This is a genomic window from Streptomyces sp. NPDC058671 (genome assembly GCF_042716475.1).
Classification (GTDB): domain Bacteria; phylum Actinomycetota; class Actinomycetes; order Streptomycetales; family Streptomycetaceae; genus Streptomyces.
In genome coordinates this window covers 1-5,519 of record NZ_JBHXSA010000059.1, presented here as the reverse complement: position 1 = coordinate 5,519, position 5,519 = coordinate 1, and the positions used below count along the sequence as shown (strand labels likewise).

The 5,519-nt window shown below is 68.7% G+C and carries 5 protein-coding genes; all 5 read right to left on the bottom strand.

Annotated elements, in window-relative coordinates:
• Window positions 1–426: 426 nt before the first annotated feature.
• Window positions 427–861 (bottom strand): contact-dependent growth inhibition system immunity protein, encoded by a 435-nt coding sequence (locus tag ACFWV2_RS32965; protein WP_384411089.1) that lies wholly within the window; start codon window positions 859–861, stop codon window positions 427–429.
• A 272-nt stretch (window positions 862–1,133) separates the two neighbouring features.
• Complete coding sequence (locus tag ACFWV2_RS32960) at window positions 1,134–2,240, bottom strand: hypothetical protein (RefSeq protein ID WP_384411086.1); 1,107 nt, start codon at window positions 2,238–2,240, stop codon at window positions 1,134–1,136.
• A gap of 263 nt (window positions 2,241–2,503) precedes the next feature.
• A complete protein-coding gene (locus ACFWV2_RS32955; protein ID WP_384411083.1) occupies window positions 2,504–2,935 on the bottom strand; it encodes a DUF4259 domain-containing protein in 432 nt (143 codons plus the stop codon).
• A gap of 56 nt (window positions 2,936–2,991) precedes the next feature.
• A complete protein-coding gene (locus ACFWV2_RS32950) occupies window positions 2,992–4,560 on the bottom strand; it encodes an ISL3 family transposase (RefSeq protein ID WP_384411080.1) in 1,569 nt (522 codons plus the stop codon).
• A gap of 175 nt (window positions 4,561–4,735) precedes the next feature.
• The gene (locus tag ACFWV2_RS32945; protein WP_384411077.1) at window positions 4,736–5,299 is read right to left on the bottom strand and encodes a hypothetical protein; all 564 of its coding nucleotides are present in this window, start codon (window positions 5,297–5,299) and stop codon (window positions 4,736–4,738) included.
• Window positions 5,300–5,519: the final 220 nt, after the last annotated feature.

Below are 5,519 nucleotides of genomic sequence, written 5' to 3'. Positions count from 1 at the left end.
CCACTCACCTCCGGTGCTGTGCACCGGAGGTGACGCCCTGTCCGCTGCGCTCCCAGGGCTACGGGGCTTCGCCCCGATGCCCCGGGTTTCCGCTTCGCTTCAACCTGGGGCCGGCGGGTCCGCTGCGCTCCCCCGCCTCAATGGTCCTTCCGGCTGCGCCTCCAGTCCCTTGGGGCCCGCTGATGCGGGCCCGGGCTGGCTGTGAGGGCGGGGGTCTGCGTTTGTGTGGGCTTCAGTGTGCCGCGTGCATCACACTGAAGCAGCATGTAGCTTTGGCGGAAAAGCGAGACACCCAAAACCACCCGGGAACCTTCCCAATTCCGAGAGGAACGACTGCGGATGGCCAGTCACCGCGAATCTAGACCAGCCCAGCCCACTCCGAGACGATGATTCGCTGGGCCATGATCGGCATCATGGCCCGCCTGCTCACCCGGGGCCGTGCTGCGCCCTGGCCCACGACCGCTCGTCCGGAGCCAAGAACCCATCAACCTCGCGCTTCAGGACGGGCGGTACCTCCGCCAACTCCGAGACGATCAGGCGGACCTCCCGCCCAAGCTCGGGAGACTCACTCCAGCACTCCGCACTCCTGGTGAGCACGGCAGCCAGCAGATCGCTCTCGTACATGTCGCCTTCCGCCAGGGGGTCGACCCGGAGGACCTCCACCGCCAGGGGCAGGAGATAGGCAAGGCCCACGTCTTGCCTGATCAGCAGCCGCACGTCTTCGACCGTCAGGCCACCGAGCGGCTTGCGCCGAAGCTCACGCACCATCGCCATCAACCGGGTTCCCCCACCCGACAAGGCCGACCAGCGGTCGCGCTCAAGCTCCTGAAGAGAGCGGTCACGGTTCACGAGTCGAGTCACCGACCGATCGTCCCATGCCAGATCTCAAACGCCTCTCAGTAGCAGAGACCGCACAGGCCGTCCTCGTACGCCTACACGAGCGACAGCGAACCTTCACTGGAAAACGACACCAGCCATCACCAAAAAACGACACCCCCACAACCCACCCAACCCTGCCACCAGGAGCAATGCCACCCTGACCCCGTGCAGAACGCTGCCACCGTCCACTGCAACTCACACGTCGCGCATCAACCACTTTGGGAGGAGTCTGGTGCTGTTCGATTGCCGGACGGCTAGAAGAGGCCAGCCGAGGTGCTCTGCGTGAGGTTCTCGAGGATCGTGTGCAGCCACGGACTGCGCACGGCTGGTAGCCGGACCAAGGTGTGTTGGAACGTTCCCCGGTCGGCCCGGAACAGGTGGTTGGGGAGCAACGGGAGCGGGTCGTCGCGGAGGACGTCTTGGGCTATGCGGCCCGACGTGGGAATCGGCAAGTTCCGTTCGGGAGAGACCAGCCACAGCCACACCCCCAGCGGCAGGGGCACCAGGTATGCCGGTGCAGTCAGGTCAGCAGGGGTCCAGGTCCGGCCCGTCTGGGGATGGACGGGGACGAGGAGGATGTCGACGTCCGCGTCCGGGGAGGGCTGTCCCGGTCCGGCCAGGACGGCGCGCCGCTTCAGAGTGCCTGCCGGCAGCAAGGCGTCGAGCGTGCGTTGGAACACGTCCGCGGTCAGGCCATCCGGGACCTTCACCGGCTGTCCCTGGGAGGCGATCAGCAGGTGGGCGAGCGCCTGGCCGGCTGCCGCTTCCCACTGCGGACTCCACGACCAGTAGTGGTTCGGCCCCAGCCGTCCTCCCCACGTGGCGATCGGCTCGAACGGGGGCGTTTTCTCCCCCTTCTCTGCCAGCTCCGCCCAGGAGAGGGGCGCAGTGTGGATACCGTCAACGGGGACGCGGTGCACGACGTCCGGGCCGAGTCTCACCATCTGCCAGAGCGAGCAGTCGTCGACCCTGGTCGCCACGGGGAGGTCGCATGCCTCGCAGGCCATGTTGGGCCCTTCGGCCCCGTCGAGGCCACAGCAGGCACCGCCACGTTTCTCAGGAATCAGCCGGGTTCCACGGATATCACCGGGCGCGATGACACTCGCCCCGGGCGTGCCGTCGGACAGGGCGTAGACCGGCGCGTAGATGCCGCGTGCCTCAGCCTCGCTCGGATCGATCTCGTCCCACAGCCGCCACGGCCCTCCCCAGGGATCCGGGTCCACGGCAAACGTCCCTGACTCCATGAGCACCGGAAGCTGGGCTCCGTTCCCGTACTTTTGACGGGCGTGGACCGGCAGTGAGACCTGGGACAGCGGGATGGTCAACTCGACACCGCATCCCGCACACACGAAAACGAACAAACTTCCTCCGGCTGGCCAACAGACGCATCTTCACAGCTGACCGGCAGCCGACCAACATATTTTCTGATCCGCTGCGGGAACGGCACCGGCCACCGTCGTGGAATATCAACACAGCGCGGGCAAGTGGCAGCCGCCGCCTCGGACTACGGCAAGCGACTCACTCGGTGCTCAATTCTCGGTGTGCTGCGGCACCTCCCGAAGTGGTGAACATCTGCTGCCCCATTCTCGGTTCTGGCTCAACTTCCGTGCTGAGTGACGCTCCGTTACGGCCGGATGTCGAAGAGAGCAATGGAAGGGGGTGGCGGGGCAAGCACTGCGCGAAGGCGCGTGAGTATGGCTCGCCACTGCTTCCAGTCCTCCGGGTCGACCCAGTTTGAGGCCGGCCCATCCTCGTCGCTGGCGATGCGGGCGAGGGCTTCGTCGGCGAGAGCCCGAAGGTCGGAAGGGAACACGGGCATCGGTGTTTCCGGGCCGTAGGACATGTCGACGGGTTCGCCTCCCGGGCATTGCGCCGCGATCAAGGCGGCGGCGGCCACCGCCTCTTCCGCTTCCGCGAGGTAGCCGGTGGCGTCGATAGTCCGTATGAGGACGCCTCGGATCAGGGCTTCACGTGCCTCGGGCTCGGCTTCGTCGAGCGCGTTGGCGAAGTCTGCGGCTGTGTCGTTGTCGAAGGGACCGGTATCCCAGGTACCCATGCTGATCTCCTTGGTTATGGTCGTCCGGATCCTTGCATCAGGCACTGACAACACGACTACGGGGCGAGCAGGACCCGTTTGCGAAGAAGGCCGAAGCCTGCGCGGCCGAACATCTGGCGCTTGAGCATCTTGATCCGGTTCACGTGGCCTTCGACGACCCCGGAGTTCCAGGGCAGCGTCAGGCCGGCGATGACGGCGTCGCGGTCCCGGTCGATGCCGGCCGCGAGAGTGTGGAGGCTGGGCAGGTCGTCCTGGCGGACGGCGTCGAGCCACTGAGGGAGTCGTTCACCCTGGCGTTCGGTGAGCATGTGGGCGAAGGACCGGACGTGACCGGTCAGGGCATCGAGTTCGGGGCAGTTGGCCAGGACGGCCTTGAGCCGGAGCTGTTCGATCTCGGTCAGCGTCTCGGGTCGGCTCAGGATCCATCGCGTCACCACGCGGGGTGCCGGCGGTTGCGCGGTGACGGGCCGTGGCGAGGTGCGCTTTTCTCGCAGGTAGGCGCTGACCCGGCCGTAGCTGCCGCGATAGCCCAAGGGAACGATCTCCTCCCAGAGCTTCCAGGCGTTGGTGCAGCCCTCGTCCCAGCGTTGGTCCAGGTAGGGCTTGTACTCGTCGAGGACGGAGGTCCGGTTGTGCTGCCACTGGCCGCGGAAGAGGTCTTCCGGCTTCGCAGCGTCGGCGAGGCTCTTGACGGTGCGGTGGGTCATCTGGAGCTGACGCCCGATGGATCGGCGGCTGTGGCCGGCTTCCAGCAGCGCGTGGACCGTGGCATGTCGGGCTCGGACGCGGTTGGCGAACCGCTCGCTCCGCCATGGCGAGTCCGCCTTCTCCTCGGGCGGCGCCGGTTCGTCGGCCTTCGCCACGGGGTCGGGGACCAGAACCCGAAGGCACTGGCGGTGGCGGGCCACCGCCCGCTCAGCGGCTTCCCCCAGGTTGTGCCATAAGTGCCAACGGTCCGCGACCTGCGTCGCCTGGGGTGCCCCGGCGGTGGCGCCTTCCGCGAAGAACGGCGCGCGGTCCCGGCAGACGACCTCGATCCCTGGCCGCTGTGCGAGCCAGGCGGCCAGGCTTGATGCCTCTCGATCAGGCAGGAGATCGATCGGACGACGGGTCTCGACGTCCACCAGGACAGTGCCGTAGCGGCGGCCCTTACGGGTGGCGTACTCATCAACGCCGACCACCCGAGGCATCGGCACCTCCGGCTCGGGCAGCGTCTCGACCAGGCGCAAGACCGTGCTCCGGCTGATGGACATGCCAAGCACGGCAGCCAGGCGGGCGCCGGCTCGACCGGCCAGGGCGAGGCCGACTGCGGTCAGGATGGAACGCAGTCGTTCGGTGCGCTGGCCGTGTCTGCGGGTGAGCCCGGATATCTGCTCCACGAACGTCCGACGTGGGCACTTGGTGTTCCCGCACCGGAATCGCCGGACTCGCAGTTGGAGTACGACGCTTCGTCCGGCGCTCGGGACATCAGCGAGAAACCGCAGGTAGGAGCTGTGAACCCGGGTCGAGCAGACTCCGCATCCCGGGCAGGCGGCGCCGGCCGTGGTGCACTGCGCGTCAAGGCGCACGTTCTCGATATTCACGTCCACCGACCGCACCGCGATGTCCGCGATCGCCGGGAACAACAGCTCCTTCAGCTGGAGTGCAACGTCTTCCACGGCCCGGACTGTCAGCCCAGCTGTACTGACCACCGTCCATTTTCGGGCGACTTCGCATACCGCCCGGAGACGCTCAGCCGTCACTCACCGTGGCCGCTGCACGAAAGCTGAGCCAGAACCCAAACTCGTGAACAAAGCCAGGTCAGCGGCCGTACATCTTCCGGCACCACTCCGGTGCGCCCATGGGGGCCTGGATTGTCTGGGCCTGGCGGCAGAGGTCGCGCATCTGCGGGGCCTGCCGCGTCGTCGGCTGCCGGCGCGGGGTGGTCTTCTTCGGGCTCTGGCGGGGCTTGGGAGCCGTCCTGGCGGGAGCCTTGGTGGACTTCCTCTTCGTGCTCTTCGTGCTCGCGGGCCGCTTCGTCGTCTTCGCGGTCGCGGGCCGCTTCGTCGTCGTCGGTGCGGTCTGGTGGGCGGGCTTGGCGTCGCCGGGGCGTACGGCCGGGCGCGCGGCGGCCGGTGCGGCGGGGGCGGGGGTGGCTTTCGGCGGGGTGGGGCGGGGGTCGGTGGTGGCCAGGGATTCGCGGGGTGCGGCCGGGGTGGGGTCGGCCCACGTCCGTGTCGGGAGCGGTCCTGGCGGGCGGTCGGCAGCGGGCGCGAGCGCGGCGGGCCGGGGCGGAGCGTCAGGGGTGGGGGCGTGGGGGACTGCCACGCATCCGGTGGTGAGGAGCGCGGCGAGGACGGCGAGGAGGATGTGGCGGGGGTGCATGGGGTTCACGCTGCCGCAGCGCGGGGCCACGGTCTGGGGACGTCGCGGCCGGGTCCACCGTGACGAGTGAGCAGGCAGGCTGGCGCCCGGACCTGCGGACGGTTGCGGAACGGCGGGCGCCCGCCCGGTGGTCCGGGCGGGCGCCCCCCGGCCGGGGGTTGTGCGGGCGGTCCCGGGGGCCCGGGGCGTCGGGTGTGGCCCCGGGTGGGGGTGCTGGCGA